The organism is Weissella thailandensis, from assembly GCF_005405465.1.
GTDB lineage: Bacteria > Bacillota > Bacilli > Lactobacillales > Lactobacillaceae > Weissella > Weissella thailandensis.
The window spans coordinates 13,719-40,422 of sequence record NZ_BJEC01000020.1 but is presented as its reverse complement, the minus strand read 5'-3'; the positions used below and the strand labels follow the sequence as shown (position 1 = coordinate 40,422).

Sequence of the window (26,704 nt, the reverse complement as noted above, 5' to 3'; positions counted from 1 at the left end):
TTAGACTTTATTCCCAGTATGTCACGTAAGGGGAATTGTTTGGACAATGCCCCCATTGAAAGCTTTTTTAATCTGTTAAAACGGGAAAGTCTTAACCAATAACATATTAAAAAATATTGCAGAATTAAATGTTATTGTCGACAAATACGTCCATTGGTTTAACCATGAGCGTATTTCGTTGAAAACAAAAGGCCTGTCTCCGATTGCATATCGGGAACAGGTCTTAGGTAATTAAAATTTATTTAAATGTCTAACTTTTTTGCGGCACTTCAACAACTATTATGTCTCAACCCTGTTTTTTATTTTAAATTAAATAAGTTGCTACTTAACAAAATCTTCTTGCTTAGAACCTGAATTAGCCATTGCCGTTTTGGTAACAATCAGTTGGAAATAATTGTCAAAGCCAGGTTGATTATAACTACGTAACAGACCAGCAAAGTCAGCAGGTGACCACTCAGAAACACTGATGGCGCCATCCTGATATTGTAGAGAATGAGCAATTGATGAAGTGCTTTCAACCAAATAGAACGTATCATTGGTATCTAAGTATAACAACTGTAGTTTGATATTTCGGTTAGCCCCCAAAGCTACTGTAGATGTTAGGAAAGGGTCATCTAACCAACGTTTGCTTACATGTCCATGTCGAAACTTGTGAATAGTTTCTAGTGTATTACCGATAATTTTCATAATTCCCCCTCTATCTTGACAATAATTAGAAATATAAAATTATTATAACCTAAATTTAATAAACATGCATTTAGTTCTATTAATTATAGGTATAAACAGTATCAGTAAATAATAAAAATACCAACCACATTGTGGTCGGTATTTATTTTTACTGCACGATTAAAATATCTACTTTAGCATTTTGAACAACAAAAGTCGCAACTGAACCGACAAGTAGTCGTTCCAGAGTGTTTAAACCAGATTTACCCAACATAATTAAACCGGTGTTGTGGTCTTTAGGAAAATCACGAGCGATAACAGTTTTAGGTGATCCAAAACGAACGTGGATGTTAACTTCTTTAGCACCTTGCTGGCGTGCAATATCTGCATACTTTGATAACTTTTCTTCTGCATCTTGCACTAGTTGGTAAACAACATCACCAGAAATCGACATACCAGCTAATCCTGAAATTGAGTTAGTATCAATGACATACAATAAATCCAAAACAGTTTGGTTACGTACCGCAACAGCGGCTGCTTTTTCAACTATGGCCTCAGAAATCTTTGAACCGTCAATTGGTGCCAAAATATTCTTGTATGCAATTTTGTCCTCTGCCATGGCAGTCACCATCCTTATAAATTAATTATTAAATATATAAATTTCTTTATATGCTTATATTATATACCTTATAACAGGTTAATGTAAGCGTCATCTTAAAATTTGAGATGATAATAATACATGAATACGGTTCCTATAATTATAAAAATGTAAATTTGGATAAAAAGATTTTTTTTTATTCAATAGTGTGTTATTATTATAGCTATGCGATGAGTCGAGAGGATCTTAAATGATCTTTGATAAACGGCCCTCATTAACAGTCGTATTACTGGAGGGTGTAAAGCAAGTTGTGGAACTTGCTTTGCTACACATGACTACCTTTGGGTTTTCCTGATGGGTGTACGTTGACTGATGGGTAACCATCACGTGAGCTAGGACGCGTCAATCTTAGCAATGCCAAATGAAACACACTGTCTGAAAATGACAGTGTGTTTTTTTATATGATTATTTATGTTTGGATAACATGTATTTTAAAACTATGCTTGTTTAAGCTATTTTCTGTAAAATGGTATATAATAATGGGGAGTTGAATATATCTTTAACGGTACAAGGGGGGACGTATCAAATGGAAAAATTAATTCAAATTCGTGTCGAAGAAGAGGTGCGTAATGCAGCTGATGCTGTATTTAAAGAAAATGGGTTAACGACACAACAGGCAGTTAAAATGTTTTTGACCCAGGTGGCTCACAGTGGTGAATCACCATTTAATGACCTGTTTCGCGCAAAACATAAGTAATTATATTAATAGATTGTGATAAAGCTAGAAATGGATGCGTCCGTTTCTAGCTTTTGTTTTATGTTAACGGATAATACAAATTACAGGACATTTAGCCAAATATGGGTGTAATTTTGATATACTGGTGCTAAGAATAACTGGAGGATATACATGAAGACAGTTACTTTTAAAAATTTTTCTTTTTGGCAACGGATTATTATTAATACAGTGATGTTGTTGGCGATGGCGGGACTATTTAGAAATGGTCTCTACATTAGAAACATTTGGACGGCAATATTAGCTGCTGTTATCCTAGGAATTTTAAACGCCTTAGTAAAACCAGTATTACATGTACTGGCTTTACCATTTACGATTATATCGTTTGGCTTGTTCGGACTAGTCATCAATGGTGTTGTATTATGGCTAACTGCTTGGGTTGTTGGCGACGGCTTTAGATTTGCTAGTTTTGGCTGGGCAGTATTTATTGCTATTGTTATGTCCGTAGTCAATATGATAATTTCTAGTTACTTTAGTAAAGAAGATAAGCAATAATTAAGACAGGTAATAGAAAATGGCAAAAGAATTAACAGTAAAAGATTTATTGGATAATACTCGCCTGAAAATTGTGACGGGTGAAGAATACTTGGATCGCAAAATCACAACACCAGATATTTCAAGACCAGGTCTTGAAATGACAGGGTATTTTAACTATTATGCACCTGAGCGAATTCAATTGATGGGGATTACGGAAACGTCATTTTCTCAACGTATGAATCATTCAGAATTGTTATTGATTGCAAGAAAAATGATGCAGCCAAACACACCAACGTTTGTTGTATCAACCGGCCGAGAGTTACCAGAAGAGTTTATGCAAGCGGCGCAGGAAAATCACATTCCGGTGCTTGCTACTGAATTAACATCATCAAAAATATTAGCCAATATGACTTACTTCTTAAGTGGTGGGTTAGCTGAACGTCAGTCAGTACATGGTGTGCTGGTTGATGTCTTTGGTCTTGGTGTGTTGATTACTGGTGATTCCGGTGTTGGAAAATCAGAAACCGCATTAGAATTAGTACAACGTGGTCATCGTTTAATCGCTGATGATCGTGTTGACGTGTATGCGCAGGACGAAGAACGTTTAGTTGGGGAGCCACCAGCAATCTTACGTAACTTAATGGAATTACGTGGTGTTGGTATTATTGATGTCATGGACTTGTTTGGTGCTGGTGCTGTACGCTCACATGCTACGATTGCCTTTAATTTGCACCTTGCAAAGTGGCATGATGATCAAGAAGTGGATCGTCTAGGTAACGGTGAAGAAGTTATTAACATTCAAGGCGTTGGGTTACCACGTTACGTGCTACCTGTTCAAGCCGGCCGTAATTTAGCCGTTCTAATTGAAACTGCTGCAAAAAACTTCCGTGCTAAGCAAATGGGATTCGATGCGACTGAAACATTTAATAATAATCTTAATAATTTAATTGCTGAAAATTCAAAATAGGTGATTAATACTGTGATGTGGCGGTCTATTAATGATAAGATTGCCAAGTTATTAGAATATGGTATTATTATGATATTGTCGCTCATGCAATTAAAAGGAGGAATCTCGTGAGTAACGAAATTATAGCAGTTCTAGGTGCCGGCTCGTGGGGAACCGCACTGGCCAATGTTGCTGCTGAAAATGGGCATGACGTTCGTTTGTGGAGCCATCGAGCATCACAAGTGGCTGAAATCAATGAGACACATCGAAATACAAAATATTTAGGTGATAACCCATTAAATGATGGGATTGTTGGTTTTTCAGATATGCAATCTGCTGTAGAGAATGCAGATATTGTGTTGAGCGTTGTGCCCACTAAGGCAACACGCGAGGTTGCCCAGCAACTAGTTACGGTCCTAGCGAATATAGACCATAGCGTTATTTTAATGGCTGCAACTAAGGGGCTAGAACCAGGCACATATAAGCGAGTATCAGAGATGCTTACTGAAGAAGTACCTGCTAAGTACCTGAAGGGACTGGGTGTGATTTCAGGACCGTCTCATGCTGAAGGGGTCATCAAACACGATCCAACTTTGGTCTCAGCGGCTAGTAAAGATGTTGTCGCCGCTGAAAAAGTCCAAGCGGCATTTAGTAACCAAGTATTTCGTGTGTATACTAACACTGATGTAATCGGTGCCGAAATTGGTGGTGCGTTAAAGAACGTCATTGCTATCGGGGCTGGTGCCTTGGCAAGCCTGGGCTATGATGCAAACGCCAAAGCAGCTTTGTTTACCCGTGGTTTAGCTGAAATTAGTCGTTTAGGGCAAGCCTTTGGAGCTAATCCGATTACCTTTATGGGGTTGTCTGGTGTGGGGGATTTATTCGCCACGGCGACTTCAGTACATTCTCGAAACTTTCGAGCGGGTGTACAATTAGGTGAAGGTAAAAAACTAGCAGATGTTATTGAAGATATGGGGATGGTTATTGAAGGAATTTCAACAACCAAAGTTGCGCATGAATTAGCACAAAAAAAACATATTGAAATGCCAATTACATCGGCAGTTTATCGTGTACTTTATGAAAACGTAGATATTAAAGAAGCGATTCAAACATTAATGGGACGTCCAGTCTCGCAAGAAGGGAAGTAAATTAATCATGAAACCAGTACGTAAAGCGATTATTCCAGCAGCAGGATTAGGAACACGTTTTTTGCCTGCAACGAAAGCATTAGCAAAAGAAATGTTGCCAATCGTTGATAAGCCAACAATCCAATTCATTATTGAAGAAGCTTTGGCATCAGGGATTGAAGATATTGTCATCGTTGATGGTAAGTCAAAGCGTTCAATTGAGGATCATTTTGATTCAAATCCTGAATTGGAGAATAACTTGCGTGAAAAAGGTAAGGACGAGTTACTAAAGATTGTTCAAGAAACAACGGATATTAACTTGTACTTTATTCGTCAATCACATCCTCGTGGTTTAGGGGATGCTGTATTGACTGCTAAGTCATTTATCGGCGATGAGCCATTTGTTGTGATGTTGGGTGATGATTTGATGAGTGATGAAGAGCCTTTGACAAAGCAATTGATTGATCGTTATAACACAACGGGTGAATCAACTTTGGCTGTTATGAAGGTGCCTCACGACCAAGTATCTGAATATGGTGTGATTGCCCCTGAAAAAGAAGTTGAAGATGGTCTACACCAAGTTAACACCTTCGTTGAGAAGCCAAAGCCAGAAGATGCGCCATCTGATTTGGCAATTATTGGTCGTTATCTACTAACCCCAGAAATCTTTGAAGAACTTGAGAAGACTGAACCAGGTAAGGGTAACGAAATCCAACTAACTGATGCAATTGATTCATTAAACAAGCGTCAACATGTTTATGCGCATGAATTTAAGGGTAGCCGTTACGATATTGGATCAAAGATTGGTTTCTTAACCACGAACATTGAATTTGGTCTAAAGCACCCACAAACAAGTGAAGATTTGAAAGCGTATATCAAGGAACTAGCCGCTAAATTAGACTAATCATTGATGTATTAATAATGATAACTGCGAGTTTTCGGCATCTGTCGGCTCGCAGTTTTCGTTTACAAAAAGTAAGCTAAAAAGCTTGCTTTCTAAATCAAAGAATGTAAAATAATGTATTAGGAAGTCGAGAAGACGATAATAAGCAAGTACTTGAAGGGGAGGTGTTGTTATGACCCAACACTATGACACAATAATTTTAGGTGCAGGTCCTGGTGGCATGACGGCAGCAACGTATGCTTCACGTGCAAACCTGTCTGTACTAATGATTGATCGCGGAATATACGGTGGTCAAATGAATAACACAGCCGAGGTAGAAAATTATCCTGGCTTCAATAGCATATTAGGTCCAGATCTTTCTGAAAAGATGTATCAATCTTCAACACAATTTGGCGCTGAATATGCTTTTGGAACAGTCTTACATGTCCAAGCACAAGATGATGGTTCATGGCGTGTTGTGACAGATATGGATGAATACACGACTAATTCAGTCATTGTAGCAACCGGTTCTGATTATAAGAAATTAGATGTACCTGGTGAAGATGATTATTCAGGACGCGGTGTATCTTACTGTGCTGTTTGTGATGGTGCATTCTTTCGTGGTCAGCATGTTATTGTTGTTGGTGGTGGAGATTCTGCAGTTGAAGAAGCAACCTATTTAGCTGGTTTGGCCGATAAGGTAACTGTTTTTCATCGCCGTGACAAGTTAAGAGCCCAACAAATCTTACAAGAGCGTGCTTTTGCCAATGATAAGATTGAATTTGTTTGGAATACTGAAGTCGAAGAGATTTTAGGTGATGATAAAAAAGTTACGGGTGTGCGCGTGCGTAACAATGTAACTGATGAAGTTTATACGGTTGATGCTGCCGGTGTCTTTATTTACGTTGGGGTGTTGCCAGTTTCAGATGTTGTCGCTGATTTGGGTATTACAAATGAGCGTGGTTGGATCGAAACAAATGAGCGTATGGAAACAGCGTTACCTGGTATTTATGCACTGGGTGATGTTCGTGAAAAAGAATTACGACAGATTACAACAGCCGTTGGTGATGCTGCAATTGCTGGACAAAATGTTTTTTCATATAATGAAAATTTCAAATTACAACAGCAAAAAATGACAGAAGCATAAGGTAGTGATTTGAGTGAGGTTGAGACAAGGTTTTGTCTCAACTTTTCTTTTTCACTAATTGAGGGGGACAAAATATGACAACTTTTTATTTTGTGCGTCATGGCCAGACTTTGGCCAATGCCGCTGGATTAAAACAAGGAAAAATCAATTCGGACATCACTCACTTGAATGATACTGGCAGGCGCCAAGTTAACGAGTTGGCCAAGCATTTTGATATTAGTTTTGCAGATTCTTTAGTAATCAGTCCGTTACATAGAACTGCGCAAACTGCGGATATTCTTAATGAAACGGCAGGCCTACCAGTTAGAACAGACGAACGGGTCTTAGAAATTTCATATGGTGAATGGGATGGTAAGCAAAATCAACAGCTAATAGTTGATTTTCCTGATGTTTTTAATCCAGTCTTGCATGATGTGACAGAAAATTATACAAAATATGCTGTCAGTGGTGAAACATTTTCGCAAGTTGTTAACAGGGTAAATCTTTTTTTAAATGAAGAGACCAAACAAAATCCCGATGACCAAATCATTGTTGTTACCCATGGATTTACCATTAAGGCGGTATTAATGGCAACTTTTGGCATTAATCAAGTAACCAATAATATACCGGAACCAGATAATGCTAGTGTAACTAAGCTAAAGCAAACTGCTACTGGCGATCGTTACTTGTACTATTTCAATCGGAATTAGAGATAGAATATGTTTTTTTGGTAAAATATTAATGTCTTTTTGTGGTGAGCATGCGTATAATATTTTTTGAATAGTAATTAGGAGGAGAGCAAAGCATGGCGCAAGGCGTAAAAATTGTTGCTTCATCTCATTATGTTCCGCAAAACATTGTGACCAACGATGATTTGGCTACGATTATGGATACAAATGATGAATGGATTCAAGGGCATACGGGGATCAAGACTCGGCATGTTTCGTTACAGGGAGAAAATACGTCGGATCTAGCCACCAAGGCGGCGCAACAAGCGCTTGCTCAAACAGCGATTGCACCAGCAGATATTGGGCTGATCATTGTGACGACATTTACACCTGATGGTTTAGCACCATCAACTGCAGCATTAGTACAAAGGAATTTACAGGCTGAAAATGCTTGGGCATATGATATTTCGACAGCATGTGCGGGATTCATTTTTGGCTTGAGCACAGCTGATAAATTTTTAAAAGCTGGTACAGCAAAATATGCGTTGGTCATATCCGCTGAAGTTAATTCTAAGATGATGGATTTCAAGGATCGTGCCTCATCGGTCTTTTTTGGTGATGGTGCGGGTGCATTCATATTAGAAGCTAGTGAACAATCACTTCTGATGGCAGAAAAAATGCATACGATTGGTAATGAGGAAGTGGTACACTCTGGTGTTATTCAGCCATTACATGAACTTTCTACTGATAACTATCCAAAAACAACGGCCTTTCATCAGGAAGGACGTCAAGTGTTTAATGAAGTTGAGCGGTTGATTCCTGATCATATTACCAATTTTTTGCATCAAAATGGCTTGGAGCCAGCGGATGTTGATTATTTTATTCCACATCAAGCTAATCTTAGAATTATTGAAATGATTGCAAAAAAATTGGGACAACCAATGGGAAAATTTGTGACGAATGTGACTAAATACGGGAATACATCGTCAGCAGGGATTGCGATGGGATTAGATGAGTTGCGCCAAAACACTGTATTGACAGGCAAAAAGGTATTATTAACGGGATTTGGTGCCGGATTTACATATGGCAGTATCTTGTGCCAATTTTAATTATAGCTGTATAATAGAAATGAGGAGGCAGAATGGACTATAGTCAGATGTTAGAACAACTAAGATCAGGTGAATTTGATAAATTTGTGGTCACTTCAAAAGAGTTTTCTGATTTTTATGTTGTATGGCGCGATTATCCCTATCAAAATGCGATTAGGGGAACTGCCGAACGTGGTGGTATAATTACATATACAGCAAAAGATGACGAAGCATCATAGAATAAAATTTATAGCTTAATAATTACAAATTGTATTTTATGAAAAAAATATGTAAGCGCTTGCTAATATACCTTATACCTGATAGAATGAATGCATGAAGGTTGGTTATATTTGATTGTAGAAAGCATAATTTAACTTAACCCAAAGTAAAAGAATAATATTTAAATTTAGAGGAGATTATCACCATGGAATCACGCGAATTTCACATTGTAGCCGAAACTGGTATTCATGCTCGCCCAGCAACTTTGTTGGTACAAGCAGCTTCAAAGTTCTCATCAAATGTTACGTTGTCATACCAAGGTAAGGACGTTAACTTGAAGTCAATCATGGGTGTTATGTCACTAGGTGTTGGTCAAAATGCAGATGTTAAGATTTCTGCTGAAGGTGATGACGAGGCCGATGCCTTATCAGCTATTGCAGAGACCATGTCAGCAGAAGGTTTGACAGACTAGTTTCGTAGATTAAGTTAAACAGATTCTAGGGGGAATCGAATGACTAATAAAATTACTGGAATTGCTGCATCAAATGGTGTTGCAATGGCAAAAGCTTATAAGTTAGTTGACCCTGATCTGTCTTTTGAGACTCGCACAATCGACGATACTCAAGGTGAGAAAGACCGCGTCCGTGCGGCCTTTTTGTCTTCAAAGGCAGATTTGGAAAAAATTCGTACAAAAGCTGAAGAGTCAATGGGCGTTGATGAAGCCGAAGTGTTCACTGCGCATATTATGGTTACTGAGGATCCGGAGCTTTTGAGCAATATCAATGATAAGATTGATAGTGACAAAACGAATGCCGAGGCAGCCTTGGTAGCTGTGACAGACATGTTTATTGGCATGTTTGAGAGTATGGCGGACGATAATCCATATATGGCTGAACGTGCTGCTGATATTCGTGATGTGACTAAGCGTGTGTTAAGTCATTTGCTTGGCAAGGAGTTGCCAAATCCTGCGTTGATCAACGAAGAAGTGGTCATTATTGCCCAAGACATGACGCCTTCGGATACAGCACAGCTGGACCGTCGTTATGTGAAAGGGTTTATCACAAATGTTGGTGGTCGTACGGCACATGCTGCGATTATGGCCCGTACTTTGGAAATCCCAGCAATTGTTGGTTCTGAGGTTGCTACTAAGGAAATCGCTGATGGCGATACTGTTGTCTTAGACGGTTTAGATGGTTTAGCATTAGTAAATCCAACAGCTGATGAGATGACTGCCTACCAAGCAAAGGGAGACCAATATGCTGCTAAAAAGGCTGCATGGGCTAAGTTGAAAAACGAAAAGTCTGTTTCAGCTGATGGCAAAGAGTTTATCATCGGGGCGAACATTGGTACGCCTAAGGACCTTGGTGGTGTGGCTGATAACGGGGCTGAAGGTGTTGGCCTATATCGTACCGAATTTTTATACATGGATTCGACTGAATTACCAACCGAAGAGGATCAATTTGAATCATACAAAAAGGTCCTTAAGAGTATGGATGGTAAGCCAGTGACAGTTCGTACGATGGACATTGGTGGTGATAAGCATTTACCATACTTACCATTACCTGAGGAAGATAATCCTTTCTTAGGATATCGAGCTATCCGTATTTCTCTTGATCGAGATGATATTTTCCGTACGCAGTTACGGGCGTTAATACGGGCATCAGTTTATGGACAACTATGGATTATGTTCCCAATGGTGGCAACATTGCCAGAATTTCGTGCTGCCCGTGATATCTTTAATGAGGAAAAAGCCAAATTAATTGCTGAAGGTACTCAAGTGTCAGACGACATTAAGCTTGGTATCATGATTGAAATTCCTGCTGCGGCAGTTTTGGCAGATAAGTTTGCGCAAGAAGTGGACTTTTTCTCAATTGGAACGAATGACTTGATTGGTTACTCGATGGCAGCAGATCGTGGTAATGATCGCATATCATACTTGTACCAGCCATATAATCCATCAATTTTACGCTTAGTAAAGAATGTGATTGATTCTGCACATAAGTATGGTAAGTTCGCTGCCATGTGTGGTGAGATGGCAGGTGATCCAGTTGCACTACCAATTCTTGTTGGTATGGGACTAGACGAATTCTCAATGTCTGCAACTTCTATCTTGCAAGCACGTTCTTTGATGAAACAATTAGATACAAAAGATATGGCAAAATTAGCTGACAAAGCTGTAGATGCCGAAACAAATGATGAAGTTGTTGCTTTAGTGAAAGCTAATGTTGCAGCCGACTAGTTGATAAAAATTGTGAGAGCGACCGGAAATGGTTGTTCTTTTTTTGTGCACAATTATTAATTGTGGCATGTTATTAGCGACTTCTAACTTAAATATGTTAGCGGTAACATAATACAGCATAAAGTATACTATTATGAGGCTTTATGTATACTATCTACATGTTTAAATAGGGGGATTGGGATTATTTTAGTATCATTTGACGAAATTCATTAAATGGAAGCGCTTTCTTAAATTAGTGGTTTCATATTGAATATTTGATTGGCCTCATATATGCTAAACCCATCAATGAATAACTGGGGGAATAGACAGATGGCTACGAAATGGTGGCAAAATGAGGTTGTGTATCAAATTTATCCGCGCTCTTTTCAAGATACTAACCATGATGGTATTGGTGATATTCAAGGGATGATCAATCATCTGGATTATATCCGTGATTTAGGGGTCACAATGATTTGGGTTTCACCAATCTATAAATCGCCGATGGTCGATATGGGATATGATATTGCTGATTATCAAGATATTGATCCACAATTTGGATCGCTTGATGACTTTAAAACATTTTTGTCAGAAGCTAAAAAACGTCATATTAAAGTAATCATGGATTTAGTTGTTAATCATACGTCTGATCAACATGATTGGTTTAAGCAAGCGTTAGCAGATCCGCAAAGTAAATATCGAGATTATTTTATTTTTAAAAAGACAAAAAATGGGGAAGTGCCAAATAACTGGCGTAGCATTTTTGGCGGTTCTACTTGGGAATCAGTTGTTGGTGAATCTAATACGTATTACTTCCATACTTTTGCGCCACAACAACCAGACCTTAACTGGGAAAATCCTGCGTTACGTAAGGAAATATACCATATGATCAATTGGTGGCTTGAGTTAGGCGTTGCGGGCTTTAGAGTGGATGCAATCACGCATTTGAAGAAAGACTTGGACTGGGCTAGTTTACCTGCTGATGGCAGTGATGGGTTGGTATCAGTTATTAAGAAGGGTCAAAATCGACCAGGAATTGATGTATTCCTAAAAGAATTGCAGCAAGAAACCTTTGATAAGTATGATGCTGTCACAGTCGGTGAAGCATATGGGGTGCCTGAAGAAGACTTGATTAAATATATCGGACCAAATGGCTATTTCTCTATGATTTTTGATTTTTCATATATGAATATTGATGTTATAAACACTGATGAATGGTATCGCGGTCGCAATCAATGGTCAGTTAGTGATTTACGAGAGGCCCTGTTTTCATCACAACAAGTTGCTAGCAAGGTTAAGGGGACATTGGCTAATGTGTTAGAAAACCATGATCAGCCTAGAGTTTTATCAAAGTTAGTCCCAGATAAACAAAATCAAACGCCAGCAGCAGCTAAGGCCTTGGCAACGATGTATTATTTTTTGCCGGGGATACCGTTTATCTATCAAGGGCAAGAGTTGGGGATGAAAAATTTTGTCCGTGACGACATTTCGGAATTTAACGATGTTTCATCAATTAATAACTATCAAATGGCCTTGAAAGATGGTTATTCTAAGGAGAGCGCATTGGCGGCCATTAATGATAAATCACGTGATAATGCACGAGTGCCGATGCAATGGGATCATACTGAATTTGCCGGATTTTCTGACGCTGCACCGTGGTTAAAGATGGGGTCAGATAGAACAGGTATTGATGTCCAAACGGAATTAGCCGATAAAAACTCTGTTTTAAATTACTATAAGAAATTAGGGGCATGGCATCATGATCCAGTGTGGCAGAAAGTTATCACAACTGGTGATTTGCAGCCATTGCCATCACTACCTGAAACCGTCATTGGGTATCAGCGAATTTTAGATAAACAAGTATTAACAGTACTCGTAAACCTAAGTCCTGATGCCATACAAATTGACAGAAACAAAAATGGTGTGATTTTAGAAAAAGTAGGGAACGTCACAATTAACGAAAAAAATATCAGTATGCCAGGGTATGGTGCCGTTGTGATGGGGGCTTAATGCCTCGAAGTAAATGTGAATAAAAAGTTAAGATCTTTGTTTAGGTAGACTGCTATTAATATCAAAAATACTGAATGGCTCATTACGCATATTTGGATTAGAAAGCGTGGTATAATCAGAATAAGCACGATGAGGGGTGGTAAAAGATAATGTTACGACGACCAATTGTTATTGCAAATTGGAAAATGAATAAATTGCCAAGTGAGGTAAAGCGCTATATTGTTGAGATTTCACCGAAATTGGCGGTTTATCCACATGTGGATGCCGTACTAGCAGGACAGGATGTATTGTTAAATGCAATGGTAACTGCTGCCAAAGGAACAGCTGTTGAAATTGGGGCCGAAAACATGTATTGGCAGGATAAGGGAGCTTATACTGGTGAGACAAGTCCAGCGGCACTTGCTGATTTAGGTATTAGTCGCGTGATTATTGGCCATTCTGAGCGCCGTAATTATTTCCGTGAAACTGATGAGATGGTTAACCTAAAGACATTGGCGGCATTACGGAATGGGTTATCACCTATTATCGCAATTGATGAAGCTGTGCAATTGGAATCACTCAATGATCATGCACATTGGATTGTGAATCAGGTAGTTGAATCCTTAAAGGGAGTCACTCATGAAGAAATGGGTCGGTTAATGTTAGCGTATGAACCGACAGCAGCGATTGGTTCTGGTCAAGCAATGGGACCTGATGCAGCGCAAAAGAGTTTACGTGTGATTCGGCAGACAGTTGCCGATATGTTTGATCAGGATGTTGCTGATCATGTGCGTGTCTTGTATGGTGGTTCAGTCAAACCAGCAAATGCTTATGAGCTATTAAAGCAGCCTGATATTGATGGTGTATTAGTTGGGGATGCTGCACTCGATGCAGCGACATTTATTGAGTTAATTAGTTTAGCGGAGCAGGCAAAACGTAATTTATAAAATAAAAATACGAGTGAGAATGGCGCAACCTGTGCTTATCTCACTCGTATTTTTATTTTTAATCGACAGAAGAAATTGCCGTATCAGGTGTTGGTGGGACGACTGAAGTTTCAGCTGTCTGACTATTTGTGTCGTTATTCTGTTGTTCTTCTGAACTGTTATTGTTGTTAGTAGTTGAGGAATCAGAATCATTAGTATTTGATTCTGATTCATTCGAAGAACTAGGATTTTCATTCGAAGAACTACTTGGTACGTTAGATGTTTCACTATTAATTGGGTCACTAGATGAATCTTCATTAGAAGAACTTTCACTAGGTAAGCTTTCGCTAGAAGATGAGCTAGTAATAACAGAGCTAGAGCTGCTTGGTAAGCTTGATGAGTCCGGGTCACTTGACTCGCTCGGTAGGTTTGATTCACTTGAACTAGGTTGGCTAGTCATGGTTGAACTCGATTGTGAGCTAGGGGTGGATGTTGTCGTTTGATCAGCGGTATTATCTCGCTTAGTGGTCGTTGCTCGGGCAGACGTTTCTTGGTCAGAGGTTGGCCGAGATGAGTTAGAATCTTGTGGTTTTATAGAAGTCATCACAGCTCGATTAGGATCGACAGCTTCCTCAGAGTTGCTAGAAACAACAGACACGCCACTCGCTGCTAATCGCGAACTAAATTTTTCTAAATTAGATTTAGATTCAGCTTGTGATTGTTTTTGGGATTGTAAATGGCTTGCTTGTTCCTTAGGATTTATTAACCAACCAGAGAATGCCTGTGACGTACTAAGAAAGCAAACTGGGATGGCAAACAATAACCCTAATAGTAATGAAATAGTAAAAATTGCTCGTTTCATAAATCCCCCCCGAAAAACAATAATGCAATGATAAATACAGTTTAACGTGCTTAACAATTACATGACAGTCAATTATATAACAAAATGACAACAAATAACTTGCAAATCAATGACTAAGATGATAAAAATTATTAATAATAATTAGTCAATGTTTTGCTAGTTATGATGATAATGTGAATTTTTTATGTCCCTTATTTAACTTACGAACGTCGTTGTTAGCATATACTGTGAATTATGTTACAATAAATCCCGAGGGATATTCCCATATATAACTATACTTTCAAGAATAAGTAAGGAGAAGACAACATGTCTGCAATTACTGATATTTATGCACGCGAAGTTTTGGACTCACGTGGTAACCCTACTGTTGAAGTTGAAGTTTACACTGAATTAGGTGGCTTTGGTCGTGGTATCGTGCCATCTGGTGCTTCAACTGGTGTTAACGAAGCTGTCGAATTACGAGATGGTGACAAGGGCCGTTTCCTAGGTAAGGGAACTTTGAAGGCCGTTGAGAATGTTAACAAGGTAATCAAGGACAAGTTGGTTGGTATGGATGTTACCGATCAAGTTTTGTTGGATCACACAATGATCGATTTGGATGGTACGCCAAACAAGGGTAAGTTGGGTGCCAATGCTATCTTGGGTGTTTCAATTGCTGCTGCTCGTGCTGCAGCTGATGAACTAGGTACACCATTGTACAACTACCTTGGTGGATTTAACTCAAAGGTTTTGCCAACACCAATGATGAACGTTGTTAATGGTGGAGCTCACGCTGATAACTCAGTTGATTTCCAAGAATTCATGATTATGCCAGTTGGTGCAAAGTCAATTGCTGAAGCTGTTCGTATGGGTTCAGAAACGTTCCATGCATTACAAGCTTTGCTAAAAGAATCTGGTCACTCAACTGCTGTTGGTGATGAAGGTGGTTTTGCCCCTAACTTTACTTCAAATGAGGAGCCTTTCCAATACTTGTTGAACGCGATCGAACGTGCTGGCTACAAGCCAGGTAAGGATGTGGCAATCGCCTTTGACGTTGCCTCTTCAGAATTCTATGATCACGAAAAGAAGATTTACACATTAGCTGGTGAGCCTGATAAGAAGGAATACACGACCGATGAGTTTATCGACTACCTAGAGAACTTGATCGAAAAGTACCCAGTTGTATCTGTTGAGGATCCTTTGGCAGAAGCTGAAGATTTGAACGATGAAGAACAATGGGATAACTGGTCAAAGTTGACTGAGCGTCTTGGTAACAAGGTACAAATCGTTGGTGATGACTTCTTTGTTACAAACACTGACTACTTGTCAAAGGGTATCGCTAAGGGAGCTGCTAATGCGATCTTGATCAAGGTTAACCAAATCGGTACTTTGACAGAAACTGTTGAAGCTATCGAGATGGCCAAAGAAGCTGGTTACACAGCTATCGTTTCACACCGTTCAGGTGAGACTGAAGATACAACGATTGCTGATTTGGTTGTGGCAACTAATGCTGGTCAAATCAAGACTGGTTCAATGTCACGTACTGACCGTATTGCTAAGTACAACCAATTGATGCGTATTGAAGATTTGTTGGGTGACAAGGTTGCTGAATACAAGGGTATCAACAGCTTCTACAACATTGACAAGTCTGCACGTGATGGCATTGTTAACTACGAAGCAAAGTAATTAATTATTTATAATAAAAAAAGGTAAGACCGAGCGAAATATGTTCTGTCTTACCTTTTTTTATTGAGACAATTTATTACCTATGTTATGCTATAAAAGTATATATGATTAAAGATAGAAGAAAGAGGAGGCACCGAGATGTACGACACACTATTAACGGCAATGATTGTAGTGGGTGCACTGATTATTATTGCAGTTATGATGCAACCATCTAAGCAACAGGATGCTTTGTCAGCATTGTCAGGTGGCGGTGGTGACTTGTTTGCAACCCAAAAGGCCCGGGGATTTGTTGCCGTGATGCAACGAATTACAGCAGTCCTTGCAGCAATCTGGTTTATTTTGGGATTGGCGCTTGTTTACCTTTCTTCACATTAAAAATTTACCAGTGCGCAAGACCTCTCGTGACATATTGTACGAGAGGTCTTTCATTTTAAGAATAGCGAGAAATTAATGGATTTACAAAATTTACAAGACCAATTATTTGGCTTTTTGAAAGGAAATCCGACCCAAGCGTATCCAGCACAAACGTTAACAGATGGGTTGCGATTAAATGATGCGAATGCTTTCAAATCAGTTGTACAAGCTTTGGCAGCTTTGGAACGTGCTGGCAAAGTTAAAGTTAATGATGCAGGTGCATTTCAATATAATGCAGATCATGAAGGAGTCATTGGTACATTTAAGGCCAATGACAAAGGGTTCGGCTTTGTTCACTATGATGAAAAAGCACCGGATGTGTTTGTTAACCCAGATAATACGGCTTTTGCAACGCAAGGCGATGAAGTACGTGTCAAGTTGCTTAATAAGGGCGACGATAAGCGTGGTCCTGAAGGTAAGATCGAAGAAATTATTACACGTGGTCGCGAACATGTTGTTGGTGAGTTCTCCTTAGGCAGTGCCTACAAAGGCTATGTCGGTAGTATTCGTTTGACTGATAAGAAGTTCTCTTCCTTTGAGTTTTTGGTTAAAGAAGGGGGATTGGTTGCGACAGACGGTGAAGTGGTTATGGCTTCAATCGCAACGTATCCTTCTGCGGAAATGCCTAAGCACTTTACAGGTGTAATCACAGAGAAAATTGGTTATAAGGATGATCCAGGTGTTGATATCTTGGAGATTGTTTATAATCATGATGTGCCACACGTATTCCCTAAAGATGCGATGAAACAAGCCGAGGCCATTCCTGATGAGGTATTAGATAGTGAACGTGAGGGTCGTGAAGATATTACTGACCAACCATTAGTAACCATTGATTCTATTGAGTCAAAGGATTTGGATGATGCAGTCGTTGTATGGAAGCTGCCAAATGGTAATTTCCATTTGGGTGTCCACATTGCTGATGTCTCACATTATGCGGTTGAAGGCACACCATTAGACGAAGAGGCTTATAATCGAGGCACGTCTGTTTATCTAACAGATCGTGTGATTCCAATGTTGCCTCGTAAAATTTCAAATGGGATTGCTTCATTAAATCCAGGTGTTGATCGACTAGCTATGTCAGCTGAGATGGAGTTTACACCAAAAGGTAATTTAGTTAGTCACCGTCTGCACACATCAGTGATGCGATCACATGCGCGGATGACTTATAAAGCAGTTAACGCAATCTTGGATGGTGATGAAGAGACTCGTTCTGAGTATGCGGAACTAGTGCCAATGTTTGAAGAGATGGCTGAGTTGCACGATATTTTGTCGGCTAAACGTACTGCTAGAGGTGCTATCGAGTTCGATGCGCCTGAGGCAAAGATTATTGTTGATGAAGAGGGTAAACCGACGGATATTGAATTACGTGAACGTGGTTTATCAGAGCGAATTATTGAATCATTTATGCTAGCAGCTAATGAAACTGTTGCCATGCATTTCGACCTAGCTAAGGTGCCATTCTTGTATCGTATACACGAAGCACCAGATGCTGATCGTGTGCAGAGCTTTGTTGATTTTGTTAAAGCCTTAGGTGCACCAGTTAAATTGGATCCTGAAAACGTCAAGTCAACTGATTTGCAAGCTATTCATAATTTCTTTGTGGATCGTCCTGAAGAACAGATGGTTTCGACAATGATGTTGCGGACAATGAAACAAGCAAAGTATTCAAATGATCCATTGGGTCACTTTGGTATTGGTGCAGAATATTATACGCACTTTACTTCACCAATTCGACGTTATCCTGATTTAACGGTTCATCGTTTGATTAAATGGTACGAGAAAAATGGTTTGGGTGAAGAGGCGCAGGCTAAGTATGCCGATAAATTAGCTCAAATTGGTGAGGATACATCAGTTAAGGAACGCCGTGCGGTTGATACTGAACGTGATACTGATGCAATGAAGAAGGCCGAATTCATGATGGATAAGGTCGGCCAAGAGTTCGATGGCGTTGTGAATGGTGTTTTGAAGTTTGGTATGTTTGTTTCGTTGGAAAACACGGTTGAAGGCTTGATTCATGTGTCTAACTTTACGGATGACCAGTATGTCTATGATGAAGCTCATATGGCATTAATTGGTCGTCGCTTGCACCACATTTACCAGATTGGTCAACCAGTTAAGGTGCGTGTTGTTCGTGTTGATAAAGAACAAGCATCGATCGACTTCGTGCTAGTTGATCCAGATGAAGCACCAGTCACAGATATTAAAGTACCTGATGAACATCGAGGAGCCTTTGGTAAAAATCGTGGTGGACGTCGGCAAAATGATAAACGCAATCATTCATCAAAGGGTAATAAGACCCATAATGATGGTAAAGCATTTGGCGCTTATCAAAATAAGCGTAAGCCGGATTCAAAACATCAAGGAACTAATCGTAAAGGACGTCATAAGTAATTAGAATTAGGGGGTTGTCATGGCTAAGAAAAAGCGGCGCACAGATGGTGCGTTGGCAACTAATAATAAGGCGCGATATAATTATGCGATTGCTGAAACCTATGAAGCTGGTTTGGAACTGACCGGTACGGAGATCAAATCAGTTCGTGCTAGCAAGATTACGATAGGGGACGGCTTTATACAAATTCGTGATGGACAAGCTTGGTTAGATAACGTGCATATTAGCCCGTTTGAACAAGGTAATCGATTCAACCACGATCCACTACGTAGTCGGCGATTGTTATTACATAAAAAAGAAATTAAAAGTTTACAAGTAGCTGTTGCGCAACAAGGAAAAACAATTGTACCCTTAAAAGTTTATCTAAAACGTGGGTTTGCAAAAGTTTTGATTGGTGTTGCAACGGGTAAGCGAAACTACGATAAACGTGAAACAATCAAAAAGCGCGATCAAGATCGTGAATTACATCGAACACTAAAGAGACGTTATTAATAATTCCTAAAAAACTGGTTTAATTTGGGTGCCAATGGGCAACACCAATTAAATCAGTTTTTTTGTTGTATCATAAAATGCGCCATATGTCAGGAAAACTGACATTAAATAACTCTTTATGAATTGAAGAGCGTAGAATATGTTGGTATGAATGTGAAAATAATAGTCTTGGAGGAAATAGACAATGCGCAAGTGGTTAATTAGTTTAATGGCATTGGTGGGACTAGCAGTCGGTATTACCGTTAGTGTACCCGCTGCCCACGCAGCAACGCCAAATTATACCATTACAACTGATACAACATTTCCACCGTTTGAGTTTCAAACGGATGGTGGTAAATATCGTGGAATTGATATGGACATGTTGAAAGAAATTTCAAAACGTGAGAACTTTACCTATACGTTAAAGCCAATGAGTTTTAATGCTGGTGTGCAGGCAGTGCAGGCTGGACAAGTCGATGGTATCGTTGCTGGTATGTCAATTACAGATGAGCGTAAAAGTACTTTTGATTTTGGAACACCATACTACAAGAGTGGTATTGTGATGGCTGTGTCACCTAAATCAGATATCAAAGGGTTGTCGGATCTAAAAGGAAAAACAGTTGCTGCTAAAACGGGTAGTGCTGGGGCAGATTATGCTCGTGAGATATCAAAGAAGTATGGGTTTAAAGTAACTTTCTTCAATGACTCAAATACTATGTATAATGATGTGGCAATCGGCAATACGGTTGCTGCTTTCGAAGATCAACCGGTTATGGCATATGCGATCAAGCAAGGTACAAATCTAAAAATTGTTACGAAACCAGCTAAAGGAAACTGGTATGGATTCGGCGTTAAAAAAGCTGCCAATGCAGAGTTATTAAAGAAGTTTAACGCAGGTTATGACAAAATTGTTAAAGATGGTACTTATGACAAAATCGTTAAGCGGTACCTCGGAGATGGTGGTTATAACTATAAGAAAAATGCAGCTGATCAAACGGCAGATAAGACGACAATTTGGGATTTGGTCAAAGAGAATCAGAGTGCTTTATTAAATGGTTTAGTTAAGACGCTCGAGTTGACCATGGTTGGTATCATTCTGGCAGCTATTTGGGGTATCTTCTTAGGAATTTTGGGCGTTATGCCAAGCAAGTTAGCACGTGGTCTATCAACGACGATTATTTATATTTTCCGTGGCCTACCAATGCTTGTGTTAGCTTTCTTTATCTATATTGGAATTCCTAATTTGACCGGACAAAAAATTCCAGCATTCACAGCGGGAGTTATTACATTGATCCTAAATGAAGGAGCCTATATTGGAGCTTTTGTGAGTGGTGGATTTAAATCAGTTGCGCCAGGACAACTTGAAGCAGCTCGGTCACTTGGTTTACCTTATGGTAAAGCAATGCGGAAAGTCGTCATGCCACAAGGTGTTCGCTTGATAATCCCAAGTTTCATTAATCAATTTATTATTACGTTAAAAGATACGTCAATCTTGTCAGCAATTGGTATTATTGAATTAACGCAAACAGGTACTTTGATTATTGCTCGTAATTTGCAAGGATTTAGAGTTTGGTTAATGATTGCAGTATTATATCTTATTGTTATTACACTATTAACTTGGTTATCAAATTGGGTAGAAAAGAGGATCAAATAATGGCAACAGTTATTGAAGCACGCGATGTTCATAAGAGTTTTGGTAAAAATGAAGTGCTAAAAGGATTGAGCTTGTCTGTTGAAGAAGGGGAAGTTGTCGTAATGATTGGTCCTTCTGGTTCTGGTAAATCTACATTTTTACGTTCGTTGAATAAGCTTGAGGACATTAATAGTGGTGAGATTACTATTGATGGGCAAAATGTTAGTCAACCAAAGGTAAATATTGACAAAATCCGTGAAAAAGTGGGGATGGTTTTCCAACATTTTAATCTTTTCCCACATCTAACCGTGATGGAAAATATGATTTTAGCACCGGTCCAATTGGGAAAAATGACTAAAAGTGAAGCGACAGATCATGCTAAGCAACTTTTAGAGCGGGTAGGCTTGGCTGAGAAAGCTGATGTTAAACCAGATACCTTGTCTGGTGGTCAAAAACAACGTGTTGCCATTGCTCGAGCCTTGGCAATGAATCCAGAAATTATGTTGTTTGATGAGCCTACATCAGCATTGGACCCGGAGATGGTTGGTGATGTCTTATCAGTTATGAAAGATTTAGCTAAAGAAGGCATGACAATGATTGTGGTGACCCATGAAATGGGATTTGCGAAACAAGTAGCTGATCGGGTTGTCTTTTTTGCGGATGGCTATATTCGTGAAGCAGGTACACCGACAGAAATTTTTAATAACCCACAGGATTCGCGTACACGTGATTTCCTAGATAAAGTTTTGAATGTATAAACTTTTTGATAATGTTTAAGGGGCGCCAATCAACCAGGCTAATGGTTGATTGGCGCCCCTTTTTTTGGTTATAGGCATGCCTTATGGGTAATTGATTGTTACTCTTTAGGTAAATATTTTAGTGAATTAGAATTGATAAATGGCGTTAATGTTGGGGCGGGTGCATTAAAAATACTTGGCCAAGCCAGCGGGTGACCATGGGCAATAAATTGCCAGCGGTCTAAAAAAGCAATAATTAATAATAAAAGTGGTTCTTGGTTGATTTTAGCAATATGGATAGACAGACGTTGATCCCTGATTGGATTAGCGGTTGCTAGCTGCTGTCTGACCGTTTTTATTTGGAAACGGCGTTTTTCAAGACTACCAAGTACCAGCCAGTTTAAATTGTTTACAAATAATAATTCATGTAATTTTAGAGATAATCCTATTGATCCGACCGTTTGTTGTTGATTCGTTAAAATAAAACGAGGTAAGATACCACTCGAAACTTGGGTGATTTCAGCAAGCGGTTCGTAAGATTGGTCATAGATAGTGAGCTTGTCATGACGTTGACCAATTTGTCCCGAAATAATATATTTTATCTCATGCGTATAGGTTGTGACACTCGTTATACCGTCAAACTGTTCGCGGATTTTCGACATTAGTAAATCATGCATATCAATACCTCGTTATATCATGAAGATAGTACGATAAAAACTTTTAAGCCGATGTATAATATGGTTTCATTTTTTGGGGGAATTGATGTCCCCTTCAACTTTTATTTTAACATATCCCTGTTTGAACTGATTTTTGTCAGTATAATAGGGGGGAGTTATAAATTTATTAATTAAGAATAGGAGTTAATATGCCAGAATTATTACCAAAGGACTGGGCAGAAGCATTGCAACCAGTATTACAGCCGAACTATATTGGTCGCATCCAAGAATTTCTAGATACTGTCTATTTAATCGATACGGTTTATCCAGAACGACAAAATGTATTTGCTGCGTTAAAAGAAACACCACTAGATAAGGTGAAAGTTGTTATTCTAGGTCAGGATCCTTATCCAAATCCCGACCAAGCGCAAGGTCTGAGCTTTTCTGTGCCAGCAACGATGGCATTGCCTAAGTCTTTAATTAATATATACAAAGAGTTGGTTGATGATTTAAATGTTGATGCACCAAAAGATGGTGATCTACGTCGATGGGCAAAGCAAGGCGTTTTATTATTAAACACGGTTTTGACAGTTCCGGCCCATCATGCTGGTGGCCATGCTGGTGAAGTATGGGAACCACTGACTGATGAGATTATTAAATTAGTGGCGCAACGTGATCAAGCCACGGTCTTTATTTTGTGGGGAAAACAGGCCCAAAATAAAAAGTCGTTGATTCAAGGTGAAAAAAACTTAGTGCTACAAGCGCCTCACCCAAGTCCATTATCTGCGTATCGTGGTTTCTTTGGTTCTAAACCATTTAGTCAAACAAATAATTTTTTGCAAAAAAATAATCGTTTACCAATCAAGTGGGCCTAGAGAAAAAACTTTGTTGCTTACATGCAACACTTAGAAATGGCTATATATCAATGGGTGAAAAGCCTGTATGGTATAATAAATTGTGTAATACAATAGTAATTTAGAAAAGAGACGGGGGTTTGTTGATCATGGAGTTGTTTGAGCAATTAGCAAATAAAATTAAGGGACAAAATAAGACACTTGTATTTCCTGAGGGGGAAGATGCTCGTGTGCAAGGTGCGGCAGTACGATTAGCTGCTGACGGATTGGTTAACCCAATCTTATTGGGAAAGCGGTCATTAATTGATACAACTGCTGAAAAACATCAATTTGATTTATCGAACTTAACAGTTATTGATCCAGCTAGTTACCCTGATGATAAGTTGAAGAAGATGATTCATGAATTGATTGAACGTCGTCACGGTAAGACAGACACTGCAACTGCTAAAAAGTGGGTTGCTGACGTCAATTATTTTGGGACGATGCTGGTTTACATGAACTTAGCTGATGGTATGGTCTCTGGTGCAACACATCCTACTGGTGATACTGTGCGTCCAGCATTACAAATTATAAAGACTGCTCCAGGTTCATCGCGTATTTCTGGTGCGTTCGTGATGCAACGAAACGATGAACGTTATATTTTTGCTGATGCAGCTATCAATATTGATATTGATGCGCAAACAATGGCTGAGATTGCAATTCAGTCAGCCAAGACAGCCAAAGTCTTTGGGATTGATCCAAAAGTTGCTATGTTGAGTTTCTCAACAAAGGGATCAGCTAAGGCACCACAAGTAGATAAGGTTACCAAGGCGACTACAATTGCTAAGGAATTGGATTCGTCATTAGCGGTTGATGGTGAGTTACAATTTGATGCAGCATTTGTACCAGAAGTTGCTCAGTCAAAGGTCCCTAAGTCAGAGATTGCTGGTCAAGCAAATGTCTTTGTGTTCCCTGATCTACAATCTGGTAATATTGGTTATAAAATTGCTCAACGATTAGGTGGATTTGAAGCAGTTGGCCCAATTTTACAAGGATTAGCTAAACCAGTTTCAGATTTGTCACGTGGTGCCAATGAAGAAGACGTTTATAAAGTCGCTATTATTACGGCTGCGCAAGCATTAGAAAATTAGATAAAGTAGCAAATAAAAGCGACATAACACAAATTCGTTGGTAATCATTACGGATGATAGGTGTTATGGCGCTTTTTAATATGAAATGACATAGGAGGTGTCGTGGATGTGTACAAGTATTTTTCAAATTGCGCGTGATGGCGTGCATGTTTTGTCACGAACGATGGATTGGCCACGTTTAGAAAATTCACCAATGTTTGTACCAAGAAAATATCAGTGGCATTCATCATTTAATCGTCATTTGATGCAAAATAAATATGCGTTTATCGGTGGGGGAGAATTAAGTAATAAACGTACGGATGTCGCTGATGGCGTTAATGAGTATGGTTTGTGCGCACAAAAATTGACCTTTGGGAATGGGGCACATTTTGTGGATGAAATTGATGATTCGAAAGTACAAATTGCACCTTTTGAATTTGTGTTTTGGCTTTTAGGAAATTTTAAATCAATTACTGATATTACTGATCACATCGCCGACATACAATTGATGTCTGAAAAAAATAGCGTTATTAAGTATGGTAATCCTGAACTACACTATGCAGTCACTGATCCGACTGGAGCAGTTGTGGTCATCGAGCCAACCGAATGGCCGATGAAAATTGTCCCTAATCCATTGGGAATAGTGACTAACAGTCCTTATTTTGAACGCCAAGTTCAGCAATTGGAAAAATATGTTGATTTTATGCCGGAATTCAAAGCTGGTACAATTCCCTTCAATTCACCGAAAGTAACGACTGGTAATCTTTCAGGTAAGGCAACACCACCGGGATCTTATTCACCTGGTGCGCGCTTTTTAAGAGCCGCTTATTTAAAAGAACGTGCTGACCAACCCGCTGATGAAGACGAGGCGATTATCACTAGTTGGCATTTGTTAGACAGCGTGACTGTACCACAAAACTTGACCCACCAACAGACATTTTCAGTTTATCGGGCAGCTACAGTAGCTGAGAGTCGCAGTTATTATTTTCAATCCTATCATCAAGGAGAGATGTCTAAGCTTCAATTGACGGATGACATGTTAGCGTCCACCGAGGCGATTGTTTACCATGTGCCAGATAAGTTAACGGTCAATCAGTTGAATTAATTAATAACCTGAAAAAGCTCAGTGAAATTCTAAGATGAGCTTTTTTATTTTGTGCGTTGACATTGTTTGTACGCTGTAATCGATTGCTGAAAAATGGTATACTTTTAATTATGAGAATATTAGTGAATACAGTGAATGAAACACAAAAATTAGCTGCGAAGTTGGCAAAAAATGTAGCTGCTGGAGACACAATTCTATTATCAGGGGACTTAGGAGCAGGTAAGACTACTTTTACACAAGGATTTGCAAAAGAACTAGGGATTAAGAGACCAGTTAAAAGTCCAACATTTACTTTGGTACGTGAATATCAAACATCAGGATTTCCTTTATATCATTTAGATGTTTATCGTCTTGGTGAAGAAGGAAATGCCGAAGATTTAGGATTATCTGAGTATTTTGGTGGCGATGCGGTTGCCTTAGTTGAATGGTCACAATTTATTAAACCTGATTTGCCCGATGATGTGTTGAAAATTTCGTTTGAAAGGGTCGCTAGCCAAGAAACCCAACGGTTAATTACGATAACAGCAACAGGTAAGCAATCAACACGATTATTAGCTGCAATGGAGGAATAATGGAGATATTTGTACGGCCTGCTGATAGACAGGATGCAGTAAAACTAATGGGACTGTTATTTCAATTACAAGATGAGTCGAGTACATTTATGCTTGAACAAGATCCTGAAACGATTGAGGCGGCAGATGAAGCTGATAATATTGATATTTTGCAGACGACAACCAATAATATTATGTTAGTAGCTGTTACTGATGAGGGCCAGCTTGTTGGCTTAGCTTCAGCTACTGCAAAACCTAAGCAGCCAAGAGTTGCTGAAGTTGGCGTTGCCGTGTTAAATGAGTATCAAGGAAATGGGTTGGCACAAGCAATGATGGCTGAAATATTAGATTGGGCGACGACTTTTAGTTCGGTGAACCAATTAGTGTTAACTGTGCAAACAATCAACGAGGTTGCCATCCATATTTATGAGAAGCTTGGCTTTAAGCGAATATCAGAATCCGAAAGTGAAGTTTTGAATAGCAATCATGACTTAGTACTAGCTTTTGACATGTCATGGATAGTAAATGATTGACGAG

Annotated in this window: 29 protein-coding genes and 1 pseudogene; 26 read left to right on the top strand and 4 right to left on the bottom strand. The window is 39.1% G+C overall.

Annotated features, from left to right (window positions below; translation table 11 throughout):
* Both FFM62_RS10510 and FFM62_RS10505 read left to right on the top strand, forming a co-directional pair.
* Positions 1–99 (top strand): annotated as a pseudogene (locus FFM62_RS10510) (transposase); the annotation flags it as partial.
* Between the two features lie 4 nt (positions 100–103).
* Positions 104–235 (top strand): IS3 family transposase, encoded by a 132-nt coding sequence (locus tag FFM62_RS10505; RefSeq protein ID WP_115471597.1) that lies wholly within the window; start codon positions 104–106, stop codon positions 233–235.
* Positions 236–321: 86 nt separating this feature from the next.
* Here FFM62_RS10505 and FFM62_RS08655 read toward each other — a convergent pair whose 3' ends face one another.
* Positions 322–687 carry a hypothetical protein gene (locus FFM62_RS08655; protein WP_115471561.1) on the bottom strand — a complete coding sequence of 122 codons (366 nt, stop codon included), beginning with the start codon at positions 685–687 and terminating at the stop codon, positions 322–324.
* A 148-nt stretch (positions 688–835) separates the two neighbouring features.
* Positions 836–1,285, bottom strand: coding sequence for a universal stress protein (locus FFM62_RS08650; protein ID WP_115471562.1), 450 nt, complete (start codon positions 1,283–1,285; stop codon positions 836–838).
* A 565-nt stretch (positions 1,286–1,850) separates the two neighbouring features.
* Here FFM62_RS08650 and FFM62_RS08645 point away from each other — a divergent pair.
* From FFM62_RS08645 to tpiA, 13 genes are all read left to right on the top strand, one after another.
* Positions 1,851–2,021, top strand: coding sequence for a type II toxin-antitoxin system RelB/DinJ family antitoxin (locus FFM62_RS08645; RefSeq protein ID WP_075269209.1), 171 nt, complete (start codon positions 1,851–1,853; stop codon positions 2,019–2,021).
* Between the two features lie 150 nt (positions 2,022–2,171).
* Entirely contained in the window at positions 2,172–2,552 is a 381-nt protein-coding gene (locus FFM62_RS08640; protein WP_075269211.1) for a phage holin family protein, read from the top strand.
* 19 nt (positions 2,553–2,571) lie between these two features.
* Positions 2,572–3,501 (top strand): HPr(Ser) kinase/phosphatase, encoded by a 930-nt coding sequence (hprK, locus tag FFM62_RS08635; RefSeq protein ID WP_115471563.1) that lies wholly within the window; start codon positions 2,572–2,574, stop codon positions 3,499–3,501.
* Positions 3,502–3,608: 107 nt separating this feature from the next.
* Positions 3,609–4,628 carry an NAD(P)H-dependent glycerol-3-phosphate dehydrogenase gene (locus FFM62_RS08630; RefSeq protein WP_115471564.1) on the top strand — a complete coding sequence of 340 codons (1,020 nt, stop codon included), beginning with the start codon at positions 3,609–3,611 and terminating at the stop codon, positions 4,626–4,628.
* 7 nt (positions 4,629–4,635) lie between these two features.
* A complete protein-coding gene (galU, locus tag FFM62_RS08625) occupies positions 4,636–5,511 on the top strand; it encodes a UTP--glucose-1-phosphate uridylyltransferase GalU (RefSeq protein WP_115471565.1) in 876 nt (291 codons plus the stop codon).
* A gap of 172 nt (positions 5,512–5,683) precedes the next feature.
* Positions 5,684–6,637: a thioredoxin-disulfide reductase gene (gene trxB, locus FFM62_RS08620; protein WP_115471566.1), complete on the top strand. Its 954-nt coding sequence runs from the start codon at positions 5,684–5,686 to the stop codon at positions 6,635–6,637.
* A 74-nt stretch (positions 6,638–6,711) separates the two neighbouring features.
* A complete protein-coding gene (locus FFM62_RS08615) occupies positions 6,712–7,326 on the top strand; it encodes a histidine phosphatase family protein (RefSeq protein WP_115471567.1) in 615 nt (204 codons plus the stop codon).
* A gap of 95 nt (positions 7,327–7,421) precedes the next feature.
* A complete protein-coding gene (locus tag FFM62_RS08610) occupies positions 7,422–8,393 on the top strand; it encodes a beta-ketoacyl-ACP synthase III (protein WP_115471568.1) in 972 nt (323 codons plus the stop codon).
* A 32-nt stretch (positions 8,394–8,425) separates the two neighbouring features.
* On the top strand, positions 8,426–8,611 hold the full coding sequence (gene ykzS / locus FFM62_RS08605; protein WP_115471569.1) for a protein YkzS: 186 nt from the start codon (positions 8,426–8,428) through the stop codon (positions 8,609–8,611).
* Positions 8,612–8,796: 185 nt separating this feature from the next.
* A complete protein-coding gene (locus FFM62_RS08600) occupies positions 8,797–9,063 on the top strand; it encodes a phosphocarrier protein HPr (RefSeq protein WP_075269226.1) in 267 nt (88 codons plus the stop codon).
* Between the two features lie 39 nt (positions 9,064–9,102).
* Positions 9,103–10,830: a phosphoenolpyruvate--protein phosphotransferase gene (gene ptsP, locus FFM62_RS08595; RefSeq protein ID WP_115471570.1), complete on the top strand. Its 1,728-nt coding sequence runs from the start codon at positions 9,103–9,105 to the stop codon at positions 10,828–10,830.
* 309 nt (positions 10,831–11,139) lie between these two features.
* Entirely contained in the window at positions 11,140–12,816 is a 1,677-nt protein-coding gene (locus tag FFM62_RS08590) for a glycoside hydrolase family 13 protein (RefSeq protein ID WP_115471571.1), read from the top strand.
* 149 nt (positions 12,817–12,965) lie between these two features.
* On the top strand, positions 12,966–13,742 hold the full coding sequence (gene tpiA / locus FFM62_RS08585) for a triose-phosphate isomerase (RefSeq protein ID WP_115471572.1): 777 nt from the start codon (positions 12,966–12,968) through the stop codon (positions 13,740–13,742).
* A gap of 58 nt (positions 13,743–13,800) precedes the next feature.
* On the opposite strand, the gene FFM62_RS08580 is transcribed toward tpiA, so the two are convergent.
* The gene (locus FFM62_RS08580) at positions 13,801–14,583 is read right to left on the bottom strand and encodes a hypothetical protein (RefSeq protein WP_115471573.1); all 783 of its coding nucleotides are present in this window, start codon (positions 14,581–14,583) and stop codon (positions 13,801–13,803) included.
* 306 nt (positions 14,584–14,889) lie between these two features.
* On the opposite strand from FFM62_RS08580, the gene eno reads away from it, so the two are divergent.
* From eno to FFM62_RS08550, 6 genes are all read left to right on the top strand, one after another.
* Positions 14,890–16,248 carry a phosphopyruvate hydratase gene (gene eno, locus FFM62_RS08575; RefSeq protein ID WP_115471574.1) on the top strand — a complete coding sequence of 453 codons (1,359 nt, stop codon included), beginning with the start codon at positions 14,890–14,892 and terminating at the stop codon, positions 16,246–16,248.
* A gap of 138 nt (positions 16,249–16,386) precedes the next feature.
* A complete protein-coding gene (gene secG, locus FFM62_RS08570) occupies positions 16,387–16,623 on the top strand; it encodes a preprotein translocase subunit SecG (RefSeq protein WP_115471575.1) in 237 nt (78 codons plus the stop codon).
* A gap of 75 nt (positions 16,624–16,698) precedes the next feature.
* Positions 16,699–19,053, top strand: coding sequence for a ribonuclease R (gene rnr, locus FFM62_RS08565; protein WP_115471576.1), 2,355 nt, complete (start codon positions 16,699–16,701; stop codon positions 19,051–19,053).
* Positions 19,054–19,072: 19 nt separating this feature from the next.
* Positions 19,073–19,543, top strand: a complete 471-nt coding sequence (gene smpB, locus FFM62_RS08560; RefSeq protein WP_115471577.1) for an SsrA-binding protein SmpB — start codon at positions 19,073–19,075, stop codon at positions 19,541–19,543.
* A 184-nt stretch (positions 19,544–19,727) separates the two neighbouring features.
* The gene (locus FFM62_RS08555) at positions 19,728–21,176 is read left to right on the top strand and encodes an ABC transporter substrate-binding protein/permease (RefSeq protein WP_115471578.1); all 1,449 of its coding nucleotides are present in this window, start codon (positions 19,728–19,730) and stop codon (positions 21,174–21,176) included.
* Entirely contained in the window at positions 21,176–21,913 is a 738-nt protein-coding gene (locus FFM62_RS08550) for an amino acid ABC transporter ATP-binding protein (protein ID WP_115471579.1), read from the top strand. The genes FFM62_RS08555 and FFM62_RS08550 overlap by 1 nt, the downstream gene beginning before the upstream one ends.
* Positions 21,914–22,011: 98 nt before the next feature.
* Here FFM62_RS08550 and FFM62_RS08545 read toward each other — a convergent pair whose 3' ends face one another.
* On the bottom strand, positions 22,012–22,569 hold the full coding sequence (locus tag FFM62_RS08545) for an LURP-one-related/scramblase family protein (protein ID WP_115471580.1): 558 nt from the start codon (positions 22,567–22,569) through the stop codon (positions 22,012–22,014).
* Positions 22,570–22,757: 188 nt separating this feature from the next.
* Between FFM62_RS08545 and FFM62_RS08540 the strand changes: the two genes are divergently transcribed.
* From FFM62_RS08540 to FFM62_RS08520, 5 genes are all read left to right on the top strand, one after another.
* Positions 22,758–23,423, top strand: coding sequence for a uracil-DNA glycosylase (locus tag FFM62_RS08540; RefSeq protein WP_115471581.1), 666 nt, complete (start codon positions 22,758–22,760; stop codon positions 23,421–23,423).
* Positions 23,424–23,551: 128 nt separating this feature from the next.
* The gene (pta, locus tag FFM62_RS08535; protein WP_115471582.1) at positions 23,552–24,532 is read left to right on the top strand and encodes a phosphate acetyltransferase; all 981 of its coding nucleotides are present in this window, start codon (positions 23,552–23,554) and stop codon (positions 24,530–24,532) included.
* Positions 24,533–24,638: 106 nt separating this feature from the next.
* Positions 24,639–25,616, top strand: a complete 978-nt coding sequence (locus tag FFM62_RS08530) for a linear amide C-N hydrolase (protein WP_115471583.1) — start codon at positions 24,639–24,641, stop codon at positions 25,614–25,616.
* A gap of 110 nt (positions 25,617–25,726) precedes the next feature.
* Positions 25,727–26,188: a tRNA (adenosine(37)-N6)-threonylcarbamoyltransferase complex ATPase subunit type 1 TsaE gene (gene tsaE / locus FFM62_RS08525; protein ID WP_115471584.1), complete on the top strand. Its 462-nt coding sequence runs from the start codon at positions 25,727–25,729 to the stop codon at positions 26,186–26,188.
* Positions 26,188–26,700, top strand: a complete 513-nt coding sequence (locus FFM62_RS08520; protein ID WP_115471585.1) for a GNAT family N-acetyltransferase — start codon at positions 26,188–26,190, stop codon at positions 26,698–26,700. Before tsaE ends, FFM62_RS08520 begins: the two co-directional genes overlap by 1 nt.
* Positions 26,701–26,704: the final 4 nt, after the last annotated feature.

What these genes read in the sequence shown, in the direction of transcription:
- FFM62_RS08655 (WP_115471561.1), bottom strand. Translation starts at nt 687, where the DNA reads ATGAAAATTATCGGTAATACACTAGAAACTATTCACAAGTTTCGACAT.
- FFM62_RS08650 (WP_115471562.1), bottom strand. Translation starts at nt 1,285, where the DNA reads ATGGCAGAGGACAAAATTGCATACAAGAATATTTTGGCACCAATTGAC.
- FFM62_RS08645 (WP_075269209.1), top strand. Translation starts at nt 1,851, where the DNA reads ATGGAAAAATTAATTCAAATTCGTGTCGAAGAAGAGGTGCGTAATGCA.
- FFM62_RS08640 (WP_075269211.1), top strand. Translation starts at nt 2,172, where the DNA reads ATGAAGACAGTTACTTTTAAAAATTTTTCTTTTTGGCAACGGATTATT.
- hprK (WP_115471563.1), top strand. Translation starts at nt 2,572, where the DNA reads ATGGCAAAAGAATTAACAGTAAAAGATTTATTGGATAATACTCGCCTG.
- galU (WP_115471565.1), top strand. Translation starts at nt 4,636, where the DNA reads ATGAAACCAGTACGTAAAGCGATTATTCCAGCAGCAGGATTAGGAACA.
- trxB (WP_115471566.1), top strand. Translation starts at nt 5,684, where the DNA reads ATGACCCAACACTATGACACAATAATTTTAGGTGCAGGTCCTGGTGGC.
- FFM62_RS08615 (WP_115471567.1), top strand. Translation starts at nt 6,712, where the DNA reads ATGACAACTTTTTATTTTGTGCGTCATGGCCAGACTTTGGCCAATGCC.
- FFM62_RS08610 (WP_115471568.1), top strand. Translation starts at nt 7,422, where the DNA reads ATGGCGCAAGGCGTAAAAATTGTTGCTTCATCTCATTATGTTCCGCAA.
- ykzS (WP_115471569.1), top strand. Translation starts at nt 8,426, where the DNA reads ATGGACTATAGTCAGATGTTAGAACAACTAAGATCAGGTGAATTTGAT.
- FFM62_RS08600 (WP_075269226.1), top strand. Translation starts at nt 8,797, where the DNA reads ATGGAATCACGCGAATTTCACATTGTAGCCGAAACTGGTATTCATGCT.
- ptsP (WP_115471570.1), top strand. Translation starts at nt 9,103, where the DNA reads ATGACTAATAAAATTACTGGAATTGCTGCATCAAATGGTGTTGCAATG.
- FFM62_RS08590 (WP_115471571.1), top strand. Translation starts at nt 11,140, where the DNA reads ATGGCTACGAAATGGTGGCAAAATGAGGTTGTGTATCAAATTTATCCG.
- tpiA (WP_115471572.1), top strand. Translation starts at nt 12,966, where the DNA reads ATGTTACGACGACCAATTGTTATTGCAAATTGGAAAATGAATAAATTG.
- FFM62_RS08580 (WP_115471573.1), bottom strand. Translation starts at nt 14,583, where the DNA reads ATGAAACGAGCAATTTTTACTATTTCATTACTATTAGGGTTATTGTTT.
- eno (WP_115471574.1), top strand. Translation starts at nt 14,890, where the DNA reads ATGTCTGCAATTACTGATATTTATGCACGCGAAGTTTTGGACTCACGT.
- secG (WP_115471575.1), top strand. Translation starts at nt 16,387, where the DNA reads ATGTACGACACACTATTAACGGCAATGATTGTAGTGGGTGCACTGATT.
- rnr (WP_115471576.1), top strand. Translation starts at nt 16,699, where the DNA reads ATGGATTTACAAAATTTACAAGACCAATTATTTGGCTTTTTGAAAGGA.
- smpB (WP_115471577.1), top strand. Translation starts at nt 19,073, where the DNA reads ATGGCTAAGAAAAAGCGGCGCACAGATGGTGCGTTGGCAACTAATAAT.
- FFM62_RS08555 (WP_115471578.1), top strand. Translation starts at nt 19,728, where the DNA reads ATGCGCAAGTGGTTAATTAGTTTAATGGCATTGGTGGGACTAGCAGTC.
- FFM62_RS08550 (WP_115471579.1), top strand. Translation starts at nt 21,176, where the DNA reads ATGGCAACAGTTATTGAAGCACGCGATGTTCATAAGAGTTTTGGTAAA.
- FFM62_RS08545 (WP_115471580.1), bottom strand. Translation starts at nt 22,569, where the DNA reads ATGCATGATTTACTAATGTCGAAAATCCGCGAACAGTTTGACGGTATA.
- FFM62_RS08540 (WP_115471581.1), top strand. Translation starts at nt 22,758, where the DNA reads ATGCCAGAATTATTACCAAAGGACTGGGCAGAAGCATTGCAACCAGTA.
- pta (WP_115471582.1), top strand. Translation starts at nt 23,552, where the DNA reads ATGGAGTTGTTTGAGCAATTAGCAAATAAAATTAAGGGACAAAATAAG.
- FFM62_RS08530 (WP_115471583.1), top strand. Translation starts at nt 24,639, where the DNA reads ATGTGTACAAGTATTTTTCAAATTGCGCGTGATGGCGTGCATGTTTTG.
- tsaE (WP_115471584.1), top strand. Translation starts at nt 25,727, where the DNA reads ATGAGAATATTAGTGAATACAGTGAATGAAACACAAAAATTAGCTGCG.
- FFM62_RS08520 (WP_115471585.1), top strand. Translation starts at nt 26,188, where the DNA reads ATGGAGATATTTGTACGGCCTGCTGATAGACAGGATGCAGTAAAACTA.